17 protein-coding genes and 1 pseudogene are annotated in these 20,919 nt (G+C 62.4%); 10 read left to right on the top strand and 8 right to left on the bottom strand.

Annotation, left to right across the window (positions count from 1 at the left end; all coding sequences use genetic code 11):
* Positions 1–49: 49 nt before the first annotated feature.
* The 9 genes and pseudogenes from O1W68_RS08495 to O1W68_RS08535 all read left to right on the top strand — a co-directional run bounded on the left by O1W68_RS08495 (position 50) and on the right by O1W68_RS08535 (position 9,127).
* Positions 50–2,191 (top strand): acyl-CoA dehydrogenase, encoded by a 2,142-nt coding sequence (locus tag O1W68_RS08495; RefSeq protein WP_269302608.1) that lies wholly within the window; start codon positions 50–52, stop codon positions 2,189–2,191.
* Positions 2,192–2,323: 132 nt separating this feature from the next.
* Positions 2,324–3,247, top strand: a pseudogene (locus O1W68_RS08500) (acyl-CoA dehydrogenase family protein); the annotation flags it as partial.
* Between the two features lie 117 nt (positions 3,248–3,364).
* Positions 3,365–4,504 (top strand): acyl-CoA dehydrogenase family protein, encoded by a 1,140-nt coding sequence (locus O1W68_RS08505; RefSeq protein ID WP_269302895.1) that lies wholly within the window; start codon positions 3,365–3,367, stop codon positions 4,502–4,504.
* On the top strand, positions 4,501–5,421 hold the full coding sequence (locus O1W68_RS08510) for a bifunctional MaoC family dehydratase N-terminal/OB-fold nucleic acid binding domain-containing protein (RefSeq protein WP_269302609.1): 921 nt from the start codon (positions 4,501–4,503) through the stop codon (positions 5,419–5,421). The genes O1W68_RS08505 and O1W68_RS08510 overlap by 4 nt, the downstream gene beginning before the upstream one ends.
* Positions 5,403–5,831 (top strand): MaoC family dehydratase, encoded by a 429-nt coding sequence (locus O1W68_RS08515; protein ID WP_269302610.1) that lies wholly within the window; start codon positions 5,403–5,405, stop codon positions 5,829–5,831. Before O1W68_RS08510 ends, O1W68_RS08515 begins: the two co-directional genes overlap by 19 nt.
* Positions 5,828–7,003, top strand: a complete 1,176-nt coding sequence (locus O1W68_RS08520; protein WP_269302612.1) for a lipid-transfer protein — start codon at positions 5,828–5,830, stop codon at positions 7,001–7,003. Before O1W68_RS08515 ends, O1W68_RS08520 begins: the two co-directional genes overlap by 4 nt.
* Positions 7,004–7,156: 153 nt before the next feature.
* On the top strand, positions 7,157–7,651 hold the full coding sequence (locus tag O1W68_RS08525; RefSeq protein WP_269302614.1) for a gluconokinase: 495 nt from the start codon (positions 7,157–7,159) through the stop codon (positions 7,649–7,651).
* Between the two features lie 122 nt (positions 7,652–7,773).
* The gene (locus O1W68_RS08530) at positions 7,774–8,538 is read left to right on the top strand and encodes a DUF2637 domain-containing protein (protein ID WP_269302616.1); all 765 of its coding nucleotides are present in this window, start codon (positions 7,774–7,776) and stop codon (positions 8,536–8,538) included.
* A 91-nt stretch (positions 8,539–8,629) separates the two neighbouring features.
* Entirely contained in the window at positions 8,630–9,127 is a 498-nt protein-coding gene (locus tag O1W68_RS08535; RefSeq protein ID WP_269302618.1) for a DUF427 domain-containing protein, read from the top strand.
* A gap of 3 nt (positions 9,128–9,130) precedes the next feature.
* Here the strand turns inward: O1W68_RS08535 and O1W68_RS08540 are convergent, their stop codons facing one another.
* The 6 genes from O1W68_RS08540 to kstD all read right to left on the bottom strand — a co-directional run bounded on the left by O1W68_RS08540 (position 9,131) and on the right by kstD (position 17,520).
* Positions 9,131–10,153, bottom strand: coding sequence for a hypothetical protein (locus O1W68_RS08540; RefSeq protein WP_269302620.1), 1,023 nt, complete (start codon positions 10,151–10,153; stop codon positions 9,131–9,133).
* Positions 10,150–10,794, bottom strand: a complete 645-nt coding sequence (bluB, locus tag O1W68_RS08545) for a 5,6-dimethylbenzimidazole synthase (protein WP_269302622.1) — start codon at positions 10,792–10,794, stop codon at positions 10,150–10,152. Before bluB ends, O1W68_RS08540 begins: the two co-directional genes overlap by 4 nt.
* Positions 10,784–13,087, bottom strand: a complete 2,304-nt coding sequence (locus O1W68_RS08550; protein WP_269302624.1) for a putative bifunctional diguanylate cyclase/phosphodiesterase — start codon at positions 13,085–13,087, stop codon at positions 10,784–10,786. The genes bluB and O1W68_RS08550 overlap by 11 nt, the downstream gene beginning before the upstream one ends.
* A 122-nt stretch (positions 13,088–13,209) precedes the next feature.
* Positions 13,210–14,952 (bottom strand): cholesterol oxidase substrate-binding domain-containing protein, encoded by a 1,743-nt coding sequence (locus O1W68_RS08555; protein WP_269302625.1) that lies wholly within the window; start codon positions 14,950–14,952, stop codon positions 13,210–13,212.
* A gap of 43 nt (positions 14,953–14,995) precedes the next feature.
* Positions 14,996–15,856: a MaoC/PaaZ C-terminal domain-containing protein gene (locus O1W68_RS08560; protein ID WP_269302627.1), complete on the bottom strand. Its 861-nt coding sequence runs from the start codon at positions 15,854–15,856 to the stop codon at positions 14,996–14,998.
* Positions 15,853–17,520 carry a 3-oxosteroid 1-dehydrogenase gene (gene kstD, locus O1W68_RS08565; protein WP_269302628.1) on the bottom strand — a complete coding sequence of 556 codons (1,668 nt, stop codon included), beginning with the start codon at positions 17,518–17,520 and terminating at the stop codon, positions 15,853–15,855. The genes O1W68_RS08560 and kstD overlap by 4 nt, the downstream gene beginning before the upstream one ends.
* A gap of 115 nt (positions 17,521–17,635) precedes the next feature.
* On the opposite strand from kstD, the gene O1W68_RS08570 reads away from it, so the two are divergent.
* Entirely contained in the window at positions 17,636–19,258 is a 1,623-nt protein-coding gene (locus O1W68_RS08570; protein WP_269302630.1) for an FAD-binding protein, read from the top strand.
* Between the two features lie 57 nt (positions 19,259–19,315).
* On the opposite strand, the gene O1W68_RS08575 is transcribed toward O1W68_RS08570, so the two are convergent.
* Both O1W68_RS08575 and O1W68_RS08580 read right to left on the bottom strand, forming a co-directional pair.
* Complete coding sequence (locus O1W68_RS08575; protein WP_269302631.1) at positions 19,316–19,639, bottom strand: hypothetical protein; 324 nt, start codon at positions 19,637–19,639, stop codon at positions 19,316–19,318.
* The gene (locus O1W68_RS08580; protein ID WP_269302633.1) at positions 19,636–20,778 is read right to left on the bottom strand and encodes a Rieske 2Fe-2S domain-containing protein; all 1,143 of its coding nucleotides are present in this window, start codon (positions 20,776–20,778) and stop codon (positions 19,636–19,638) included. The genes O1W68_RS08575 and O1W68_RS08580 overlap by 4 nt, the downstream gene beginning before the upstream one ends.
* Positions 20,779–20,919 lie beyond the last annotated feature (141 nt).

Consider the following 20,919-nt stretch of genomic DNA (forward strand, 5'->3'; position numbering starts at 1 on the left):
GAACACGTTCTAGACAAAAAAGTCATTATGAGGAGTAGGGAAGAGCATTGTGACAATTGCCACCACCGACGATCAGCGCGACGTCCAACAGTCGATTCGGTCGTGGGCTTCCACTGCCGATCCAATGCGGACTTTACGCGCCGACGAGCAGTCGGGTTGGCGCTCGCACTGGCGCGGACTCGCTGAACTGGGCGTCTTCTCCGTTGCCGTTCCCGAGTCGGTGGGCGGCGTCGGTGGCACGGTCGCGGATCTCGCGGCGATGCTCGAGGAGACCTCGGCCGCCCTCGTCGGCGGTCCGGTGCTCTCGACCGCACTGGCCGCACTCGTAGTCGGCCGAACCGGTGGACCTGCAGCGACCCGCTGGGGTACCGACCTTTGCGAAGGCAGACTTCCCTGCGCCGTAGTGCTGTCCGACGCGCCGGTCGCAGCCCGCCGCGACGGTGACACATTGTTCCTCGACGGCACTGCGGATATTGCCTTCGGTGCGGCAGATGGCGTCGGCGTGCTGTTGCCTGCAACGGTCGACGGCGAGACGGTCTGGTGCATGCTCGGAATCGAGACGCCGGGTCTGAAGATCGAGTCGTTGCTCGGCGTCGATCGCAGTGTCCCGGTAGCCCGGCTGACTCTGCAGGATGTCGCGGTGGATCCGGATTCGGTCCTGTCCGACGTCTCGACGTCGTACGTTCTCGATTTGGCGGCCACCCTCGCTGCTGCGGATGCGGCAGGCGTCGCCGGGTGGGCGCTGCGTACCGCTGTCGAGCACGCCAAGATGCGTGAGCAGTTCGGTGCACCGATCGGTAGCTTCCAGGCGATCAAGCATCTGTGCGCCGAAATGCTGTGCCGGGTGGAGAAGGCTCGCGCCGCCGCATGGGACGCTGCGGTGGCAGTGGACTCCGCGGCAGAGGAACACCCACTGGCTGCCGCTGTCGCTGCCGCGATCGCTCTCGATGCCGCAGTGGACAACGCCAAGGACGCGATCCAGATCCTCGGCGGTATCGGATTCACATGGGAGCACGACGCGCATTTCTATCTGCGACGTGCCCTGTCCATCCGGCAGTTGCTCGGCGGTACGTCGCATTGGCGGATGCGCGTGACGGATCTGACCCGTGCCGGTGTGCGACGCCACCTGAGCGTCGACCTCGGCGAGGCCGAGAATCGACGTGAGGATGTTCGCGCGGAGGTTCGCGCGGTGGCAGAGGCGGAGGATCCTCGTCGCACGCTGGCCGAGTCGGGGCTCGCTGCCGCGCATTGGCCGCAACCTCACGGCCGGGACGCCAGTGCAGCGGAGCAGCTGCTCTACGCGGAGGAGATGGCTGCGGCCGGTCTCGAGATTCCCGATCTGGTCATCGGCTGGTGGGCCGTTCCGACGATTCTCGAACACGGAACCGCCGAGCAGATCGAGCGTTTCGCGGGTCCGTCACTGCATGGGGACATTCGCTGGTGCCAACTGTTCAGCGAGCCGGAGGCGGGCTCCGATCTGGCGGCGTTGCGGACCACGGCGACGAAGGTCGATGGAGGATGGAAGCTCAAGGGCCACAAGATTTGGACTTCGCTCGCTCAGCAGGCCGACTGGGGAATCTGCCTTGCCCGCACCGACCGTGACGCCCCGAAGCACAGGGGAATCAGCTACTTCGTTCTCGATATGACCTCGCCCGGAATTCGTATCGAGCCGCTGCGGGAAATCACCGGTGACGCCGTGTTCAACGAGGTGTTCCTCGACGATGTCTTCGTCCCGGACGATTGCCTCGTCGGAGATCTGAACAGCGGCTGGAAGCTTGCCAGGACCACCCTCGCAAACGAGCGGGTTGCGATGAGCAGCGGCTCGACGCTCGGTTCTGCGCTCGAGGACGTTGTCGAGGCGACGTCGTCCAGCACCGATCCCGGTGTCTCGGATGCGCTGGGCGGGCTTGTCGCGAACGGACTGGTGGGTTCACTGCTCGAGTTCCGCTCGACGCTTCGGCGACTCGGTGGGCAGGATCCCGGAGCAGAATCCTCCGTTCGCAAGCTCGTCGGCGTGCGTCATCGGCAGGACCTCGCGGAATTCGCGTTGGAGGTCTCGGGGCAGGCCGGGGTCATCGAGGGACCCTTGGCGAAAGAGATGTTGCTGACTCGCTGCTTGTCGATTGCGGGCGGCACCTCACAGATCCTGCTGACCGTCGCTGCCGAGAGGATTCTCGGTCTGCCTCGCTGACTGCTGGTATATCCGTACCGATGGTGTTAAAAATAGAACAGGTTCTACCGAAGAACTCTTCGGTTCATCTTCCGTAGGCAGGATCAAGGCGTGGACTTCACCAGAAACTCCGATCAATCGACGGTCGCGGAGATGATCTCCGGATTGCTCGCTCGCGACTCCGAGCCCGAAGCATTGTGGGCGGCGCTGTCCGAGGCAGGGCTGTTCCAGATGGTGCTGCCCGAGGATCTCGGCGGCGACGGACTCGGATTGCCGGAAGCGGCGACGGTTCTGACCGAGCTCGGTAAGGCCGCGGCAGTCGGACCGGCACTTGCGACCCTCGGGTTCGGCATCATCCCGCTCACGCGACTCGCGGAACCGGCTCTGATCCGTGACACCGTCGGCTCGGGCCGCATTCTGACGGCGGCGCTCATGGAGCCCGGGGCGCCGTTCCCCGCGGAACCGAAGACGAAAGCCGTTCCCGACGGCGATCTCATGCGTGTGAGCGGGACCAAGATCGCGGTCCCGTATGCCGAGCAGGCGTACCGCATCCTGGTGCCGACTTCCAAAGGTGTCGTATTGGTCGACCCCTCCGCGGAGGGTGTTCGGCTCGTGCCGACCCCGTCTTCGAGTGGCGATCCTGAGTACGCGATCGAATTCGATTCGGCACCGGGACAATTCGTTACCGAGAACATTGCCGAGCTCTATCGGATCGCGATCGCGGCCATCGGAGCAGTCGCTGACGGACTGGCTGCGGGAGCAGCGGCGCTCACCGCGTCGCACCTGGCAAGCCGTCATCAGTTCGGCAAGCCGCTGGCAACGTTTCAGGCCGTTGCAGGCGAGATCGCCGATGTATATGTGACGGCTCGGACCATTCATGTCGCTGCCGTGTCGGCGGTGTGGCAGGCCTCGCAGGAGAAGCCGAGCCGGCCGGGCGATGCCGATGTACTCGCGTATTGGATCGCCGCCGAGCTGCCTGCAGCCATGCAGGCGTGTCATCATCTGCACGGCGGCATCGGAGTAGACGTCACGTATCCGATGCACCGATACTATTCGGCTGCAAAGGATCTCGCGCGGCTCGTCGGTGGTGCCTCCTACCGGCTCGATCTGGTGGGCGCCTCGATTCAGCGCGAGGACGTACTCGAATCGGTCGCGCTCTCCTCCGAGGCAACCGGCGAGTCACCCTTCGTCGAATTGACCGAAGAGCAGCAGAAGCTGCAGCACACACTGCGAACGTATTTCGCCGATCTTGTCAGTGACGAGGACGCCGAGATCATGATGACCGAGCGGCACGGCAAGACGTACCGCGCGATCATCGAACGGATGGGCACCGACGGGTGGCTAGGAGTCGGTTGGCCCAAGGAGTTCGGTGGTCACGGGTTCGGTGACGTCGAGCAGTCGATCTTCGTGAACGAGGCTGCGCGCGCAGATATTCCGCTGCCTGCGGTGACCTTGCAAACTGTCGGCCCGACCTTGCAGAAGTACGGAACCGAGGTCCAGAAGGACAAGTTCCTCAAGTCGATCCTCGCTGGTGAGGTGCATTTCGCGATCGGTTACACCGAGCCCGAGGCGGGAACCGACCTCGCCTCGCTGCGCACCACGGCCGTGCGCGACGGTGACGAGTACATCGTCAACGGACAGAAGATTTTCACCACGGGCGGGCACGACGCGGACTACGTATGGCTCGCTGTGCGCACGGGGCCGGCGGATTCGCGTCACCGTGGCATCTCCATGCTGATCGTCGACACCACCGACCCCGGATACTCGTGGACGCCGATCATCACTCTCGACGGCGCACACCACGTCAATGCGACGTACTACAACGATGTTCGAGTTCCCGTCGACATGCTGGTGGGGGAGGAGAACGCCGGCTGGCGCCTGATCACCACTCAGCTCAACCATGAGCGCGTCATGCTCGGACCGGCCGGTAAGATCGACGGACTGTACGTGCACTTGCGTGGGTGGGCGCAGAAGCACGGGGTACTCGACGAGCCCGATGTGCGACGCGCTCTCGGCGAGATCCATGCCACGTTCCGGATCAACGAGCTGCTGAATTGGCAGATCGCTTCGTCCACTGCGGATGCGGTCGACGTCGCCGATGCCTCGGCTACCAAAGTTTTTGCCACCGAACGGATTCAACGCGTCGGACGGCTTGCCGAGGAACTGCTCGGTCGACACGGAAACCCTCTCGATCCCGACACTGCCAAGCTCATGGCCTGGTTGGACAAGCAGGTCAAGCGCAATGTGGTCATCACGTTCGGTGGAGGAGTGAACGAAGTGATGCGGGAACTGATCGCAACATCCGGTCTCGGACTGCCCAGGGTCGTGCGATGAGCGAATCGGTCAGCGAAGCAGCGGATCGTATTGCGGCAGCGGGGGAATGCGCGCCTCGCGCGGGGCGGGACCCGATCAATCAACCGATGATCAACAACTGGGTCGAAGCGATCGGCGACGCGAACCCCATCTACGTCGATGCCGGCGCTGCTCGAGCGGCGGGGCACAAGGGCGTCGTCGCGCCTCCTGCCATGGCACAGGTGTGGACGATGGGCGGATTGCATTACACGCGGTCGTCCGACGACCCTCTCGGGCTGATGATGGGCATACTCGACGACGCCGGATTCACCTCCGTCGTGGCGACCAATTGTGACCAGACCTATCACCGTTATCTCGAGCTCGGTGAAGAAGTCACGGTCACAACGAAACTCGACAACGTCGTCGGTCCGAAGAAGACCGGTCTCGGCCTCGGCTGGTTCGTCACCACGCGCAACATCTGGTACGTCGGCGACGAGGCCGTCGCCGAGATGGTGTTCAGGGTGCTCAAGTTCGCGCCGGAAGCCAAGCCTGCGGCGGACGATGCGTCGGAGGCGATTCGCCCGGTCGTATCCCAGGAGACCGAGTTCTTCTGGGAGGGAGCGCGAGTAGGTGAATTGAGGATTCAGCGGGTCGAGGACGGCTCGCTGAGGCATCCACCGATTCCGGCGATCTGGCAGGACAAGGCTGCGCCGATCGACTACGTGGTCGCCCACGGTACGGGCACGGTGTTCAGCTTCGTCGTCCACCACGCACCCAAAGTGCCTGGGCGGACACTCCCTTTCGTGGTTGCTCTCGTCGAACTGGACGAGGGAGTTCGCGTACTGGGTGAGCTACGCGGAATCGAACCGTCCGAGGTCGAGGTCGGATTGCCTGTCGAGGTCGAATTCCTCCGCATCGACGAGAACTTCACACTCCCCGCATGGAAGGCGATTCGATGATTGCAGCGCAGGTAGGTGACGAACTGCCCGAGCTCGAAATTTTCGCCGATCCGACATTCGTAGTCTCGACGGCGTTGGCCACCAGAGACTTTCAAGATGTTCACCATGACCGTGACAAGGCGATCGAGCGCGGTTCCAAAGATATCTTCGTCAATATTCTTACCGACACTGGCTTGGTGCAGCGTTTCGTGACCGACTGGGCCGGCCCGACTGCGGTGTTCCGCTCGATCGGTCTGCGGCTGGGGGTTCCCTGGTACGCCTACGACACGTTGACGCTGCGCGGGAAGGTATCTGCCGTCACCGACGGTGAAGTGACGGTCGACGTGACCGGCTCCGATTCTCTCGGTGATCACATCGTGGCAAAAGTAAAGCTGGCATCGTCAGAGCTGACAGGGGAGAGGTCGGCATGAGCGGATTGTCGGGCAAGGCGGCGATCGTCGGAATCGGCGCCACGGATTTCTCCAAGAACTCGGGGCGAAGCGAACTTCGCCTGGCCGCCGAGGCTGTGCAGGCCGCACTGACGGATGCGGGTTTGACGCCCGCCGACGTCGACGGTCTGACGTCGTTCACGATGGACACCAACACCGAGACCGCGGTTGCGCGGGCCGTCGGAATCCCGAACCTGAAGTTCTTCAGCCGAATTCACTACGGCGGTGGCGCAGCGTGTGCCACCGTTCAGCAGGCAGCGATGGCAGTTGCCACCGGAGTCGCTGATGTCGTCGTCGCGTATCGGGCATTCAACGAGCGCTCCGGCTCACGATTCGGCCAGGTTGCTCCGCATCTCGCTGCGGCACCGACATCCTCGGGTGTCGACGCAGGATGGGCATACCCGCAGGGGCTCGGTACGCCCGCCTCGTTCGTGGCGATGGTGGCGCGCCGGTACATGCATGTCTACGGCGCCACAAGCGAGGACTTCGGCCGAGTTGCCGTCGCCGACCGTAAGCACGCGGCGAACAATCCGGCTGCGTTCTTCTACGGCAAGCCGATCACGTTGGAGGATCACCAGAATTCACGCTGGATAGCCGAACCGCTGCACCTTCTCGATTGCTGCCAGGAGTCCGACGGCGGAATTGCGATTGTCGTGACTTCGCCGGAGCGGGCGAAGGACCTACCCAATCCGGCCGCCGTCATCACCGCGGCAGCGCAGGGAAGTGGCCCGGACCAATACATCATGACCAGCTACTACCGCGACGCGATGACAGGTCTCCCGGAGATGGGTCTGGTCGGAGATCAATTGTGGGCGCAGTCCGGTCTCACCCCGAAGGACATGCAGACTGCGGTGTTGTACGACCACTTCACGCCGTTCGTATTGATGCAGCTCGAAGAACTCGGGTTCTGTGGGCGCGGCGAGGCACGTGACTTCATCGCCGACGGCGCGATCGAACTCGGTGGACGGTTGCCGCTGAACACTCACGGTGGTCAGCTCGGCGAGGCGTACATCCACGGGATGAACGGAATTGCCGAGGGCGTCAGGCAGATTCGCGGGACTTCGGTCAACCAGGTTCCGGACGTGGAGAACGTGCTCGTCACTGCGGGGACCGGTGTTCCTACTTCTGGGCTCATCCTCTCCGGAAGTCGGTAGCGCAAGTAGTCGGGTACCGATGTGTGGAAAACTCGACTACATGGATCGTGATGGCAAGACAGATCACCACCCTCGAACCCACAGCGCCTGTGGAGAGGGTGGTGATCCGTCTTGACGGACTGCACGCGCGCCGCACGTCCAATCCTGGTGATAATGGGCGTGTCGGGATCGGGCAAGTCCACAGTCGCCGGGGTTCTCGCACGGGCGCTTTCATGGGACTTCCAGGAAGGTGACGACCTGCATCCGGCGTCGAATGTCGCGAAGATGGCGTCCGGAGTCCCGCTGACCGACGAGGACCGGCTGCCGTGGCTCGACACGATCGCAGACTGGATCAGATCTCACACTCGCCGCGGCGAACCTGGAATCGTCACCTGCTCCGCACTGAAACGGAGCTACCGGGACGTGCTTGCGCACGGATCCGAAAGCCAGGTCATCTTCGTTCATCTGTTCGGAACGATGACTCAGCTCGGCGACCGGTTGAACGATCGGACGGACCATTTCATGCCGCGCGGGCTTCTCGGCTCCCAACTCTCGACGCTGGAGCCGATCGGACCGGATGAGAACGCACTCCTCTTCGACATCGGTCCACCTGCTGAGGAGATCGCCGCTCGCATCATCGCCGAACTCGACATTCGCCGGACCGACTGAGAGAAGCAGAGTCGGCCGGGCGATCTGCTCACGCCTCCTTCTGATCCGTAGGAGTCCGAACAACCGCACCTGCAGCAGCATCAGCCCACATATGTCGGAGGCGTACTGCATCATGTGCACTCATGAACAAGGTCCTGCGTGCGACACTCGTCAGCGCTGTCGTCATCACCACCGTCATCGGCATCGCGTCGTTCGTATTGAGTTTCGCCGCACTGTGGGATTTGGCGACCATGGCCGGAGTTCCACGAAATCTGTCGTGGTTGTGGCCGGTCATCGTCGACGGCACAATCCTGCAGGCCACTATTTCGGTCATCGCACTTGCCCAATTCGCAGATCAGCGTAGCGGCAGGCGCTTCTTCTGGTGGGTGCTCGTCATTGCAGCCTTGGTCAGTATCGGGGCAAATGCATTGCACGCCTTCACCTCCAACACCGGAACGCTGCATCCCGCGCTGTCCGCTGCAATTGCCACCGTCGCACCGGTCAGCTTGCTCGCTGCCACCCACGGGCTCGGCATACTCGTGCGAATTCCGTCGACGCAACCCGGACCGGCCGCCGTCGTGCAAACCGAAAAAACCGTGCAACCCGAAGTGACCGTGCGACCCGAAGTGACGGTTGAACGAGACGTCGAGTCGGTCGGTCCGGACTCGCCGCAATCTCCTCCGGTTACCGTCGTCCACGCCACGGCAGAAAATTCCGACCCGACAACCGAACCGAATCGTAGTGCCGAATTGCAGCGCAGTGTCGATCTACAAGATGCCGATCTACAAGGTGTCGAGCTGTCGGACGGCATCGAAGATCTTGGCAGTGCAGAGCCTCTGGACAGTGTCGACAGGTGGATCCTCGACGATGAACGCATCGAGGACCTCTACCCGGTCGATGCCCCATGACCGAGATGCCCCATGACCGAGAGGCCCTGGATTCCGCACGGCTGTGCAGTACGGAAGTGACCTCGCGGTGGTGCAGTGGCACTATCGAGGGATGAGCAAGGTGATACCGCAGGTTCCCGGGCAAGGGCAAGAATCAGTGTGGGATTATCCGAGACCACCTCGGTTGGAGCATTCGGATCGTTTGATCACGGTGCGCTTCGGTGGGACGCTGATCGCCGAGACTCGTGATGCGTGGCGGGTTCTGGAGACTTCGCACCCACCGACCTGGTACATCCCGCGTGATGATGTTGCCGCCGGAGCGTTGTCACCCTCCGCAGTTCGCTCGACGCACTGTGAGTGGAAGGGCGCAGCGACGTACTGGACCGTGCACGGTGCCAACTCGGTGAGCGACGGCGCCGCGTGGAGTTACGAGGAGCCGACGGCGTCGTTCCTGCCGATAACCGGGCATCTGGCGTTTTCGCCTTCGCGGTTGGAATGCGAGGTCGACGGTGAACGTGTGACGCCTCAGGAGGGCGGCTTCTACGAAGGCTGGATCACGAGCGAGGTTGTGGGTCCGTTCAAAGGGATCCCTGGTAGCTGGGGTTGGTGATTTTCAGGGTGTCAGAGCGCTGGCGGGGATGATCTGCAAGCTGGATTCGTTACCGGGATTGCTGCCCGTCACCAGCACGTCGCCCGAACGTGAATCGACTGCAACCGAATTGGCTTGGCGCACCGTCGGGAGGTCGACGACCGGTCGCGGTGCCGCCGGGTCTGCGACGTCGACGACGCGCAAAATGTTCGATTCGGTCAACGTGATCAGCAGCAACTGTCGCTGCGGGTCGTACGCGAGCCCATAGGGATTGCCAGGTGCTTCGATGCGAGATACTTCGCTCACCTGCGGACCGACTCTCTCGATGAACACCGCACCACCGTCGGTGTCGGCGAACGCGGCAAGGTCTCGACCGAGTGCGGTGGCGTGGGTCAATTTGGTTCCGAGTGGTGCCTGTGCCACGAGCTCCTGATCGGGTCCGCTGTAGATCCATACGCCGTTGCCCTGGACATCGGCGACCGCAGCGTATTCGCCGACAGCGGCAAGACCACCGGGTTGAACCGGTCCTGCTGGGAGCGAGGCGGTCACCGCGCCGTCACGAACGAAGACGACGCCACCGCCCATCTCATTGGTTACGACGGTGGTCCCGTCAGAGGTGGTGACAGCATCGTGCGGTTGTCTTCCGACTCCCTGCACAGTGGTGAGAACATCACCGTTCGCTGGATCGACTACGAGTAGCTCGTCGCTCGCTTCTAGCGGTGCGAGTACCGGTCCATCCGGTCCCGCGAGGGACAGGTGTCTGGGTGCACCGATTGTCGGTACGAACGAACGCTCGACGCCGGTGGTCGCGTCGACCAATCGAATGCCGTCGGGTTCTCGAACGCCGACTGCGGCAATACCCGAAGTGGTGACGACGATTCCCTCCGGCGCGCCCGCGAGCGGGCTCACCACTCCTACCGGTGCCTGTGCCGAGGGCGCTTCGGCCGGCTCCGCTGCGGGAGTCTGCGCTGCAGGCTTGTCGCTGGTCTCAGCGGCACACCCCGTCACCAGTGCGAGTACGGCAACAGCAACAAGTAGATGCTTCACGCGCCACCGAACTTCTCGTAGTGCACTGCCTCGGCCAGCGGGCGGCGATGGCGCCACCCGAACCGTTCGAGGTCGGGAGTCTCGGCGAACTCGGTGACCGGGCCGACACACAACCAGGCGATCGGCCGGATCGGGTCCGGGATACCCAGCAGGTCTTTCAGGTAGTCCTCTTCGTAGAAGGACACCCATCCGACTCCGATGCGTTCGGAGATCGCAGCCAGCCACAGGTTCTGAATGGCGAGGACGGCTGAGAACAAGCCGGTGTCCTCGACGCTCGCGCGTCCGAGAATATGTTGTCCTCCTCGAGTCGGGTCGTAGGTGACCACGACGCCGGTGCAGCTCGTTTCGATTCCTTCGATGCGAATGGGGTCGAAAGTAGCTCTGCGGTCGGGTGGGAGCGAGTCTGCGAACGCGCGTCGTTTCTGCGCCACGTGTGCGGCGAAGGTGGCGAGCGTGTCGGGGTTCTGGATGACGACGAAGTCCCACGGTTGGGTGTTGCCGACGCTCGGCGCCTTGTGCGCGGCACTCAGGATGCGCTGCAGTACCTCGTCGTCGACCGAATTGCCGTCGAACTCTGCGCGCACGTCGCGCCGCATCGCGATTGCCGTATACACCGACATCGGATTGTCGTCATCGTTCATAAGTCTTCGTGTATTCCTTCAGTTTGGCGTTCGACTCCGCGACCGAATCCGGAACTCGATGTGCGGGAACTGGTCGTCCCACAAAGTATCCCTGAGCGGTAGTACAGGAGAGCCTACGTAATTCGAGCAAGGTGGCGGCGTCTTCCACTCCCTCGGCCGTGATGGTCAGCCCGAGTGTTCGGGCAAGATCGATCGTCGATCTGACGATGATGCCGTGAGCCTGATCGCGTGCCATGTCGCTGACGAAGGTCTTGTCGATCTTCAATTGCTGCACGGGAAGCCTCTGTAGATAGGCGAGTGCGCTGTACCCGGTGCCGTAGTCGTCGATCGCCAGCGTGACGCCGAGCTTGCGCAGGCCCAACAACGACTCGATGGCGACGGGTGGATCAGCCATCGTCGAGGTTTCGGTGATTTCGATGGTCAGTTGTTCGGGAGCGGTTCCGACGTCGGCGAGCGCGCGTCGAACCTGCTCGACGAGTGTGCTGTCGAGCAGGTTGCGCGTGGAGATGTTGACCGAGACGTTCAACTCGACCCCTGCATCGCTCCATCCTTTCCGGTGGGCCAGTGCCTCGCTCAGGACGAAATTCGCCAGGGGCCTGATCAGTCCGGTGTGTTCGGCCATCGGGAGGAACTGGTCGGGTTCGATGATGCCTTCGAGGGGGTGGTTCCATCGGAGCAGCGCTTCGACCCCGGTGGCCTCCATCGAGTCGAGATCTACTTGAAGTTGGTAGTACAGCTCGAGTTCGCGGGCGTCGATCGCAGTGGTGAGCTCACTGAGCAGATGCAACTGACGGCTGCTGTCGCGGGCCATCGACGGGTCGTAGCATGCGATACGTGGTTGCACCATCTTGGCCGATTGCATCGCCAGATTGGACCGGTGGACCAAGTCGTCGGAGCGTGCACCGGACAGTTCGTTGCCCGAGGAAGTACGTGCGCCGTTCCTCTCGGAGATCGGGTCGCTCAGCGCGATACCGATGCTCGCCTCCACGAGCAACGTCGCGCTTCCGACACTGATGGGGCAGGACAGCGATGCATGCATCCCGTGTGCTGCGACCACAGCCTCGGAATGGGTGTCTTCCACAGCGAGCGCAACGGCGAACTCGTCCGCTCCGAGTCGGGCGAGTACTCCACCGGTGCCGACAACGCAGGCAAGTCGGTCGGCGACGGCGCGAAGCACGTCGTCGCCGACCGCGTGCCCGAAAGTGTCGTTGACTTCCTTGAACCGATCCACGTCGAGTAACAACAGCGCGAGGGGACCATCGTTCGTGTCGATCCACTCTTCCAATCCTCGACGATTGCGAGTCCCGGTCAGATGGTCGGTCTGAGCAGCCAGTCGTAGGGTGGCCGTTTGTCTACGAAGCAGTCGGAGCAGTTCGGTGATTCTGACGAATGCCAGGGCCACGAGCACCGAAGCACACAGCACGATGCCCCATCCCCACTCGTCGGCAGGTGTCCCACGGACGAGGAAGGTTGCCATGATCGCGCCCGGGGTCAACACCGCCAATGTCAAGACGATCGTGGTGGGTGTACTGAACGAGGCAGCGAGAGTGCCCGGTGAGCCGCGCCGAATACGCGGGACAGTCAGGTAGCTCATCGACGGATGGAGTGCAGCGGTTCCGAGGAGGACATAGCAGACGACGTACCCGCCGACGGTGACATTCGGGGCCATGGTCGGCACCTCGGCGGAACCCACGCGCATGGTGGTATCGGTAGCCAGGGTTACCGCAGCCGATGCAGCCAGAAGTCGAAAAGACATGTTCTGCCACTGAAACGTGCCGAGGAAATGAACCACAAGCCCGAGCAAGAGCACGTCCATAGCCGGATAGGCGATGGCAGCCATGCCCGGGATGGTCGATACGTTCACACCGTCGACTGGGATGACGAATACCCATAGGACGAGACCGAACGCGATCATGACGATGATGCTGTTGGCGACGTGCCCGAACTCGTCTCGTCGCCAACCCTGTCGCACCAGAAGGAAGAGTCCGACCGCGAACAGTGGGTAGCCGAGTAGGTAGATGGCGTCGGCATACGATGGGACAGGCAGTTCGCCGTCGACGTGTTCGATCCAGAAGAACGCGATGTCCCCTGCCAGCCACATCGAGGTGCCGAGTGCGATCACCCACCAGGCTGCGCGGGAGACGGGACGATTCACCGCGATCCCGACGAGTACTGCGATCACCGCGGACAGGCCGATACCGACGTAGAGGACATTGGACAGGGTGCCATCCGGGGTGAAGATGTAGCCGATACATGCGGCCGATGCCACTATCGGATACAACCACCATTTCACCCGGTGCATCCTTCCTTTGCGTCGTGTCGTCGGTTTCTCATCACTGCCAAACTTCCCACACTTCGCATTTCGAATCACTTCGAACGCAGAATGTGGGAAGCCTGGGTGATGAGATATGCGACTCAGGGAAGCAGTTGATCGATGAAGGAATTCGAGTAGATCCGATGTGGATCGAGATCGTTGTAGGTGGCCCGAGCGGTGTCCCAGTTCTCGCTGACGGGTACCCCTTCACGATAAGTGTCGGGCAGGATGTTCTCGATCACGTCCGCGTCCTTGTACGGAAGTTCGGTGCTGAACGCCCATCCTTTGGACCACTCGGGGCGGAATGTCGCCCATCCGCCGGTGTAGTGCGAGCGCATCCACTGTTCCATCTCGCGATAGAAGGCGAACATGCCCGGTGTGCCGGGGACTCCGAGCACGTTGAGCCAAATAGCGGTGTCCCACTCCGGATGATCCGGACGCGGCCGCATCGCCGAGATCGTCGGCGGCCCGGCGGACTCGACGAGTAGGTCCGACTCTGCGTCCATGCCGCAGCAGCGGATTTCCACTGGACCGTTGATCGGAAACTGTCCGATCGATTGGTAGTACGACACCCGTTGTTCGAACCAGACGGTGAAGTCGTGGATCACTTGCGCGACGTTGTCGCGGCTTGTGATGACCGCTCCACCGCCCTCGGTCAGCAGGAGCGTACTCGGCTTGATGTAGAACTGAACATCCTTCGACCAACCCCACAGATCATTCGACGCAGTTGCCGCCAGCCCTGCGACGGTGGTCCCATAGAAGACCTGACCGAAAGCCGGTGCGATGAAGGTGTTTCCAGCCGTCAATTGGCCGATCAGGTCGGAAACCACTTCGGGCAAGTTGTCGGAGAAGATGTAGTTGTACGGTCCGGTGACTTCACGTGCCGTCAGTGGCCTTTCAGGGCAGATCGACCACACCTTGAGCCACGGCTTTTCGGTGAACGGATACCAGATGGCCTCGACGCGGCCTGTCTGTTGCAGGAAGCTCTCGAACGTACGTCCCTGTGCCCCTGCTGCGCCGAACAACTCACGCCAGTCGATGTCGGTGTAGCTCTGGCAGCGCATACGTGGATTGGCGCCCGCCATAAGCGTGACCGAGGTCAGGAATGCGCGCCCCAGATGCGTCAGTAGCGGGGTGATCTCCGGGTCGGATCGATCGAAGGAACGCAGAGCGTAGGCATTGCCGTCCCAGACGACGGCAGTCAGTGCGGTCACCAGATTGCTCAGCGAGCCGTACGTGGTTCCGGGCACTGGAACTTCACCGGCCGCCGGGACCGCAGCACCGTGCGCATCGACGGCCAGCGCCCCTGCGATGGTCAGTACCCCCGGAGCCGGCACGCTTACCCAGCCGAGACCGCTGGCCTGAAGCTGCGTAAGGATGGCTTCGAGGGTTGCGCCACAACCGGCTGTCACGGTGGCCGGAGCCCCTGGGGTTGCACCCCCGGCGGTGTCGACGGAAATCCCGTTCAGATGAACCATGGTGTCGACCAGTACGACCCGGTCGAGGTTCTCACCGTTGACGATAGTCAACGGCGTCCACCCATGCATAGCACCACGCGGTCTGATGCGATACGAGTTCTCATGTGCCCAATTCGCCAGTCGGACTACATCGTCCGGTGTGGCCGGGGAACAGGTCCAGATGGCGTCGAGAATGATCTCCTTCGACCAGTTCTGATAGCGCTGCTGGTAGAGGGGAATTCCCGACGGAAAGTTCGGGGGTGGTGGGATGGTGCTTTCAGGGCTTCCGAAAGGCACGGCACCCGCAGGGGCAGCGCGCATCACGGATGCCACCGCAAGTGCGCCCGCGCCTGCGGCGATGAACTTTCGGCGATTAAGACTGGACATAATGCTGGGTACTCCGTCGTCTCGAAGCTACGAACAAGGGGGGCTAGAGGGTTGTCAATACGACATCGGCGAGGGCCGGCGCGTTCTCTCGTGCGGGAACGGTGACGCTGATCAAATATCTACCGCCTTCGAGCCAGATACGGCAGGCCAGGGTCTCGCCAGGGTAGACGACGCCTGCGAATCTGGCGTCGAAACTGCCTATTGCGTCGGCATCCCCGTCTAGGACAGTGTCGGTGACGGCCTTGCACACCATCGAGTATGTGCACAGTCCGTGCAGAATTGGGTTGGGAAACCCTGCAGCGGAGGCGAACTCGGGATCCGAGTGCAGTGGATTGCGATCGCCGCACATGCGGTACATCAATGCCTGTTGCGGCAGAATCGCTATCGCAGTTTCGGCGTCCGGCGCCCGTTCGGGTAGTACGGTCTTGTTGGTCGGTCCTCGCTGGCCACCGAAGCCGCCTTCACCGCGGGCGAAGATCGATGACCGCGCCCGCCACAGCTCGGTGCCGTCGAGCGAGGTGGTGATCTTCTCCTGGACTATGACCGCTGCGCTGCCTTTGTCCCAGATGTCGGTGATGCGAGTGATCGTCCGAGCCTGTCCGACAGCAGGAATGGGACCGGAAACTGTCACCCCCTGGCTGCCGTGCACCACCTTGGCGAGGTCGATGTCGACGCCGGGAAACTGCACCCGGGGTGCTTCGACCTCGTGGAACGTGGCTGCCACTGTCGCGAAGGTCGGGAGCACTTGTGGTTTTGCGTCGTCCAGGTAGCGGAGTTCGCGAGGGTCGGTGGGGGACCCACCGGCCCCGATCGCCAGATGAAAGGTCTGCACGTCGTTCGCAGTCCACGAAAACTCTTCCGCCGGTAGCTCGGCGCCGATCGCGAGGTCGGGATCGATGCTCACTGTGACGCCCTGCTCGCCATGTCGAGAACGGCCAGGTAGCCGAACGTCATCGCGGGTCCGATGGTTGCGCCAGGACCTGCGTAGGTGTGGCCCATCACCGGCGCGCTGGCGTTGCCGATTGCATACAAGCCGTCGATGACGCTTCCGTCCTCGCGTAGAACCCGTGCGTCGGCGTCGGTGACGAGCCCGCCCTTGGTGCCCAGATCACCGGGCACCATTTTCACGGCGTAGTAGGGCGGCTTGTCGATCACGCCGAGACTCGGGTTCGGCTTGTTGGTCCGGTCTCCGTAGTACTTGTCATAGCCGCTCTCGCCACGACGGAAGTCCTCGTCGATTCCACTGCGTGCAAATCCGTTGAATCGCTCCACCGTTGCGCTGAGCTGCTCGACCGGCATTCCCGTCTTCTCGGCCAGTTCGGCGACGGTGTCCGCTTTGACCACCACACCGGACTCCAACCAACGAGAGGGGAAACGCTTCTTCGGGGTCAGCCCGGCGAAAATGTAACGATCGCGATAGCGCTGGTCGATGATCATCCAGGTCGGAACGTTCTCGCCGGGACCCTCACCGATGCCGTATTCGCCTCCGTACATCATGTGCACGGCCTCGACGTACGGTGCAGCCTCGTTGAGGAACCGCTTTCCTGCGGTATTGACCATGATGCCGCCGGGCAGTGTGCGCTCGGCGATACAGAACCACGGGCCGCCGGTGAGTGGAATGGACGGCCCCCACCAGGCGTCGTCCATCAGATCTACTGCCGCACCCAGCTTTTGCCCTGCCATGATGCCGTCGCCGGTGTTCGCCGCGGCGCCGACCGTCCATTCGGTCCCGATCGGCTGACGCTGGTACTTCTTACGCATCTCCGCGTTGTGCTCGAAACCGCCCGACGCCAGCACTACGCCCAGTTTGGCCCTGATGACCGAGCCGGAACCGGCCACGACGACGCCCACGACGCGGCCGTCCTCGACATGGAAGTCCGTCATCGGAGTCTCGAGGAGCACTGGCACGTTGGCGTCGAGGAGGCCTGCACGCAGTCCGGCGGACAGTGCCTGGCCCCGGCCCAGTAGGTGCTTGCCGGTGAGCTTGGCGCCCATCCAGCGCATCCCGACGCGCATCACGCGGGCCAGTCCGCTCGGGTGGCGTCGCAAAAGGTTGATCGTCCGGTAGTCCGCCTGAGTGATCACCACGTTGAGCGGTGCCTTGCCGTAGTCGGGTTCGAGATTGTCTGCCTCGGGGCCCAAGCAGGAGGAGTCGAACGGAGTCGGTTCCACCGATCGTCCGCCGACCCGTCCGCCCGGTGCCTCCGGGTAGTAGTCCGAGTATCCCGGGACCCACTGCATTTTCAGGGGCGAATTCTTCAACACGAAGCTCAGCATTTCGGGCCCGCGCTCGAGATAGGTGTCGATGCGTTCCTTCGACACGACGTCGCCGATGATCGCGTGCAGGTAGTCGCGCGCGGCCTCAGGGGTGTCGTCTACGCCGTCTCGTTCGAGTACCTCGTTGTTCGGGATCCACACACCGCCACCCGACCGGGCGGTGGATCCGCCGAATTTTGCTGCCTTTTCGATGAGGACGACGCTGAGTCCTCGATGTGCCGCGGTAAGCGCAGCCGTCATTCCGCCCGCGCCGCTACCGACCACGACGATGTCGTATTCCTGCTTGTTCATGTAGAACACGTTATAGAATGATGTGGGTGTCAGTCCATGCTTTCTGCCAGGAAGAATTGCAAAAAATCGATTCGAGAACGAAAACACGTTTCAGTTCGTGTTCGGGAGGTTTGAAGTGAGCTGGGATCTACACGCAGACGTCGTAGTCGTCGGGTTCGGTGTGGCAGGTGCAGCGGCTGCGCTCGAGGCTGTCGCCGCGGGCAGTGCCGTCATCGCAGTCGATCGGTACGCCGGGGGCGGGGCCAGTACGATCTCGGGGGGAGTCGTCTACGCCGGCGGTGGTACGTCCGTTCAGGGGCAGGCGGAAGTCGAGGACAGCCCCGAACAGATGTTCGCCTATCTTGCCAAGGAGGTCGGCGACGCCGTCAGCCCGGCCACCCTGCGGGAGTTCTGCGATCAGAGCCCCGAGATGATCGAGTGGCTCTCCCATCACGGTGTTCCGTTCGAAGCTTCACTGTGTCCGTACAAGACTTCGTATCCGACCAATCGTCACTATCTGTACTACTCGGGCAGCGAGGCTGCGGGGGAATTCCGAGAGGTGGCTACGCCTGCACCGCGTGGACATCGTGCCAAGGGCAAGGGCACCTCGGGGAAGATGTTGTACGGTCCGATGGCGAAATCTGCGCTGAACGCGGGGGTGCAGTTGATACCGCAAACTCGCGCGGTCTCGCTCGTCGTCGAGGACGGCCGAGTCGTAGGCATCGAGTGTCGGACGCTGAAGGATGCCCCCGCTCGAATCCGGCTGGCTCACAAAAGAATCGGACTACTCTCGGCGAAGCCGGGCATCTACGCCCCGCAGCTTCGGTACCTGCTCGAGCGCAGACTCGCTCGGATCGAGAAAAAGTATGGCCGCCTCGTCCGCATCCAAGCGCGTGGAGGTGTCATTCTCAGCGCAGGTGGATTCGCCGCGAACCGCACGATGATGAAGACGCACGCACCGAAGTACACCGGTGGAATTGCACTCGGAACGGCCGGCGACGACGGTAGTGGCATCGGCTTGGCCACCGACGTCGGCGCCGGGACGGCAAAGCTGGCCAACATCTCGGCCTGGCGATTCATCGTCCCACCGGTTCCGTTCCTCGGCTCCCTGCTCGTCGATCGGGCAGGTGAGCGCATGGTCGACGAATCTCGTTACGGTGCAGCTCTCGGTCACGCCATCGTCGAAAAGGGCGGTGGTCGTGGCTGGTTGCTCGCCGATGCGGATCTGGTGCGGGACGCCAAAGCTCAACTGCCGAAACAGGCGATGTGGTTCCAACGAGTCCAGAACGCCGGGCTGATGCGCACCGCTGTGCGTGGAGACACGATCGAAGAAGCGGCGCGCGCTGCCGGTCTGGACCCCGCGGGACTGCGGGAAACAGTAGACCGACACAACGAGGCCATCGCGTCGGGAACCGTAGATCCGATGGGCAAGCACGACGACTTCCGACGACCCGTCGTCGTGGCGCCGTTCACTCTCTTCGACGCGGGCATTCCTGGCGGCTCGACGATCGCGAAGATGATGAATCCGTGCCCGATGATCACCCTGGGTGGACTCGTGGTCGACGAGCGCACCGGAGGAGTGAAAGATTCTGTTGGGGTGGTCATTCCTGGATTGTTTGCCGCCGGCCGCACTGCCGTCGGACTGTGTTCGAATTCGTACGTCAGCGGACTCTCGCTTGCGGACTGTGTCTTCTCGGGCCGCCGAGCAGGTGCGCACGCGCTGGTATCGGCAAGCGATGACCGCGAGGTCGACCTGTAAGCGTTGTGAGAGAGGTGTAGGGGCCCAGCAACGCTGGGCCCCTACACGTAGAACTGTCTAGTCGGAAGGGACCGACAGAATCCCTTCCATCACAGCATGGTCGATGCTGTCCTGCATGCGGGGGCACGAATCCTGCGTGGCAGAGTTCCCAGCATCGCGAAACACCGGGCAGGTATCGGCCGGCCTGGTGGTCCACTGCACCGAGGTCTGCTTGGAACTGTTCTTGCGCACCAGAACACTCGTTCCACATGCTCGGCATTCCACGGGCGCGAGAGACGAATCGAGATAATTTTCCTTGTCGCGCAAGGTCTGCGCGTGAATCTCGTCGATTCGCTCCGGATTCTGCGCGAAGTCCGGTGCCTTGGCCCAGCTCAGGCTCATGACACGTCGGCGTTCTCGGTCTTGTCGGCCTTCTGCTTTGCGAGGTTCTCGTCGACCTCTATCTGCCACACCTCATTGGCCTTGCTGGTATCGACTTCGAACTCGAACCGGCCGGTCATCTTGTCTTCGACATCGGCGACGTCGACATAGAACTGGTCGTACCAACGACGCAACTGATAGACCGGCCCGTCCTCCTCACAGAGCAGCGGGTTGTCGATCTTGGTCTTGTTCTTCCAGATCTCGACGTCCTGCAGGAAACCTGCGCTGATGCCCTCGGTGAACTTGTTCGCCAGCTTGGTTGCAGTCTTGTCGTCGATGCCGTCCGGCTTCTTGACCGTGATTCCCCACTGCAGCACGAACGAATCCTGATCGATCGGGTAGTGGCAGTTGATCAGTACGCTCTCGACCTCGTACCCGCCGTAACTGTTCATCAGTGGGTTGACCATGTACGAGGGGCCGTAGTACGAGGCTTCGGACTTCAGCAGGGTGTCGCCGCCGTACTGCGAGGCCATTCCGATATCCGGACGGCCCTTGGTGTTGAGGTACTGCGAGGCGATGTGGCCCTCGAACACATTCTTGAAGTACGTCGGGAAGGCGTAGTGGATGTAGAAGAAATGCGCCATATCGACGACGTTGTCGACGATCTCGCGGCAGTTGGCCCCCTGGATGACCATCGAGTTCCAGGTCCAGTCGGTCCAGTCGTCGCTGTATGCGCCCTCGATCCGCGGGATCGTGATGTCTTCCGGGGGCGGATTGCCTTCGGCGTCGTTCCACACGAACAACTGGCCGTTCTGATCCAACGTCGTCCAGGTTCTCGTACGCGCCAGCGGTGGGACACGCCTCGCATACGGAATCTGGGTGCATTTGCCGCTCGCGCCCCATCGCCAGTCGTGGAACGGGCAGGCGATCTCGTCACCCTTGACTGTTCCCTGGGTCAGGTCGCCGCCCATATGGCGGCAGTAGCCGTCGAGGACGACGATTTTTCCGGCCGAATCGGCGAAGACGACAAGTTTGGTGCCGAAAGCCTCGATGGAGTGCGGTTTGCCGTCGGTGAACGTTGTGGTGAGGCCGAGGCAATGCCAACCACGTGCGTAGCGGGTCGGTGTACTGCCGACGTCGATCTCTCGGATCTTTGCCATGTGAACCCCTCACGGTCTACTCGAGCTGTTGCTACTAGAACACGTTATAGAATTGCGGTAGAAATGGCTAGTGAAAGCGCGGAATAGAGTTCTCGACACATGAGAGAACGTGTTCTAGTCTTGCTAGGAAACCACTGAGAA

This window comes from Rhodococcus sp. H36-A4, from assembly GCF_027158005.1.
Taxonomy (GTDB): Bacteria; Actinomycetota; Actinomycetes; order Mycobacteriales; family Mycobacteriaceae; genus Rhodococcoides.